Origin of the sequence: Streptomyces monashensis, from assembly GCF_001866665.1 — a bacterium.
Classification (GTDB): Bacteria; Actinomycetota; Actinomycetes; order Streptomycetales; family Streptomycetaceae; genus Streptomyces; species Streptomyces monashensis.
On record NZ_MLYO01000112.1, the window covers coordinates 1 to 3,655 of the forward strand.

The window sequence follows — 3,655 nt, forward strand, 5'->3', positions numbered from 1 at the left end:
CGAACTGCGCGTACGACTCGACCTCGATGCCACGGGTGAGCGTCTCACGCTCACGGTGGCCGACGGTGCCGGCCGTCCGGTCCTGCGCACCGAAGCCCTGCGGATCCGTGAGGCGTCGGCCGAGCAGGTCCGGGCGGGCAGCCTGGTCGACCACCTGTACCGGGTGGAGTTCCAGCCGGTACGGGTCGTGGAGTCGGCGCCGGACGGCGAGGTGTGGGTGGCCGGCGGCTCGGGCGAACTGGCCCGTGCGCTGGACGCGGAGGCGTTCGACTGCGTGGACGCCCTCCTCGTGCGCCTGGAGGAGCCGGACACCCAGGAGCCGTCGCGTATCGTCGTCGACGCCACCACCCAGGACACGGACGGCATCGGCGACCCCCTCGACGCAACCGCAGGGGCCCTTCGGGACGTTCAGCGCCTGCTGTCCGAACCGCGCCTGGAACAGACCGAGTTGGTGTGGGTCACCTCGAGTGCGGTGGACGCGGGCGGCGGCGTCCGTGATCTGGCCCGTGCCCCGCTGTGGGGACTGCTGCGCGCCGCGCGCGGCGAACACGCCGAGCGCGTCATCCACCTCATCGACACCGACGATCCCGCCGAGGCGGCCGCGGTGCCCTTCGCCGCGAACGAACCCGAACTCGCCGTCCGCGACGGAGAGATACTCGCTGCCCGCCTGACCAGTGCCAAGACCCCCGACCCCGCCGTAGGGCGGCCGGTCTTCGACCCTGACGGCACGGTCCTTGTCACCGGCGGTACGGGCGAGCTGGGCAGGGCGGTGGCCCGTCATCTCGTGCGCGAGCACGGGGTACGGCACCTGGTGCTCACCTCACGGCGTGGTCCGCAGGCGCCGGGCGCGCGTGATCTGGTGGCGGAGCTGACTGCCGCCGGGGCGGACAGTGTGCGCGTCGAGGCGTGCGACGTGGCCGACCGGACCCAGGTCGAGGCGCTGTTGAGGGACGACGCCGGGCATCCGTGGACGGGTGTGTTCCATCTGGCGGCGGTGCTGGACGACGGTCTGTTGGCCGCTCAGAGTGCTGAGCGTCTTGCCGGGGTGTGGGCGCCGAAGGCCGATGGCGCACGTCATCTCGATGAGCTGAGCCGTGAGCTGGAGCTGGATCTGGCCGCGTTCGTGCTGTTCTCCTCGGCCGCGGGTGTCCTGGGCGGCGGCGGGCAGTCCACGTACGCCGCCGCGAACACGTACCTCGACGCCCTCGCGGCCCACCGCCGTGCCCTCGGGCTGCCCGGCACCAGCCTCTGCTGGGGTCTGTGGGAGCAGGCCGGGATCGGTCTGACGGCCGGCCTCGGGCAGGCGGAGCTGGCACGGATGCGCAGGCAGGGCGTGGCCGCGTTGAGCGAGCGGCAGGCTCTGGCCGCCCTGGACGCGGCGTTGGCGCGTTCGGATGCGCAGCTGGTGCCCGTGCGGCTGGACCTGACGGCCATCCAGCGACGGAGTGAGGAGATTCCGCCGTTGCTGCGCGGTCTCGTCCGTGCTCCGCGGGGGCGCGTCGGGCAGGCCTCGGCCGACGCCTCGACACTGCGCGACCGGCTCGCGGCCCTGCCCGCGGCCGAGCGCCAGGCCGCGCTGGTGCAGCTCGTCAGGAACGAGGCGGCTGTGGTCCTCGGCGTGTCAGGGACGGGTGGGGTCGGAGCCCAGCAGGTGCTCAAGGAATTGGGCATGGACTCGTTGATGGCGGTGGAGCTGCGTCGCCGGCTCGCGGCCGAGACGGGGCTCACGCTGCCCTCCACACTCGCCTTCGACCACCCCACGCCGACCGCCGTCGCGGCGCTCCTGCTCGACAGACTGGCTCTGGGCGAGGGCAGCACGAAGCGGAAGAGGACGGCGGGCAAGCGTACGTCCGCACGGCTCGACGAGCCCATCGCGGTGGTCTCCATGGCCTGCCGACTGCCCGGCGGCATCGACACCCCAGAGGGATTCTGGGACCTGCTCGCTTCCGGCGGGGACGCCGTGGGCGGGCTCCCGCAACGCTGGGCGGACCTCGACGTGTACGACCCCGACCCGGAGGCACCCGGCAAGAGTTACGCCCGCGAGGGCGGGTTCATCCACGACGTCGAGGGCTTTGACGCGGGGTTCTTCGGGATCTCGCAGCGCGAGGCGCTGTCGATGGACCCGCAGCAGCGGCTGGTGCTGGAGACGTCGTGGGAGGCGCTGGAGCGGGCCGGCATCAGCCCGGGCACGCTGAGCGGCACCCGGACCGGTGTCTACCTCGGCACGATGAGCTCCGACTACGGCGAACAGGGCCGGCTCGACGCGTTCGACGGTTACCTGAGCACGGGCAACGCCTCCAGCGTCGTCTCCGGCCGTGTCGCCTACGCGCTGGGTCTTCAGGGGCCCGCGGTGACGATTGACACGGCGTGCTCGTCGTCCCTCGTCGCCCTGCACCTGGCGGCCACGGCGCTGCGCCAGGGCGAGTGTGAACTCGCGCTCGTCGGTGGTGTCACGGTGATGAGCACCCCGCGCCTGTTCGTGGAGTTCTCGCGGCTCAAGGGGATGGCCGCGGACGGGCGGTGCAAGTCGTTCTCGGCGCGTGCTGACGGGGCGGGTTGGTCCGAGGGTGCGGGTGTTTTGGTGCTCAAGCCGTTGTCGGCGGCGGAGCGGGACGGGGACCGGGTGCTGGCGGTGGTCCGTGGTTCCGCGGTGAACCAGGACGGCCGCAGTCAGGGGTTGACGGCGCCGAACGGCCCGTCCCAGCAGCGGGTCGTGCAGGCGGCCCTCGAGGCGTCCCGGCTGTCACCGGACGACATCGACGCGATCGAGGCGCACGGGACGGGTACGCCGTTGGGTGATCCGATCGAGGCGGGTGCGTTGGCGGAGGTGTTCGGTCCGGGTCGGGCCGGAGATCGGCCGGTGTATCTGGGGTCGTCGAAGTCGAACATCGGGCATGCGCAGGCGGCTGCGGGTGTGATCGGTGTGATGAAGATGGTGCTGGCGTTGCAGCATGAGACGTTGCCGAGGACGTTGTACGCGGAGGAGCCCAGTGCGCATGTGGAGTGGGAGGGCAGTGGGCTCGAGCTGCTGGCCGAGGCGCGACCGTGGGTGCGGGAGGGTACGCGTGTGCGGCGTGCGGGTGTGTCGTCGTTCGGTCTGAGCGGCACCAACGCCCACCTCGTCCTGGAGGAGGCCCCTGCCGCTGAGCCTGCCGCGGCCGAGACCGCGGATGGGCCGGTGGTCCCCGGTGGTGTGTTCCCGGTGGTGGTCTCCGGCCAGACCGAGGAGGCGCTGCGGGCGCAGGCCGGCCGTTGGGCCGACTGGCTGGCGGAGCATCCGGATGTTCCGCTCGCGGATGTCGCGGTGACGGCGGCTCGCCACCGTACGCACTTCGAGTCGCGGGCGAGCGTGGTGGCCGCGAACGCCGACGACATGGTCGGAGCTCTGCGCGCCCTGGCGGAGGGCCGGGTGCCCGCCGGGGCGACCGAGGGCACGGTTGTCGAGACCGACCTCGCGATGCTGTTCACGGGGCAGGGCAGTCAGCGCATCGGTATGGGCCGGCAGCTGTACGCGGCGTTCCCCGTGTTCCGGCAGGCCTTCGACGAGATCTGCGCGGCCCTCGACCCGCACCTCTCACGGCCGTTGGCGGACATCCTGTTCGCCGCGGCCGACAGTCCCGACGCCGTGCTGATCCATGAGACGGAGTTCACGCAG

Annotated in this window: 1 protein-coding gene; it reads left to right on the forward strand. The window is 72.2% G+C overall.

Going from position 1 to position 3,655, the window contains the following annotated elements; genetic code table 11:
• Positions 1–3,655: type I polyketide synthase (locus tag BIV23_RS42560; protein ID WP_143079240.1), on the forward strand; the 3,655-nt coding region annotated here is incomplete at both ends.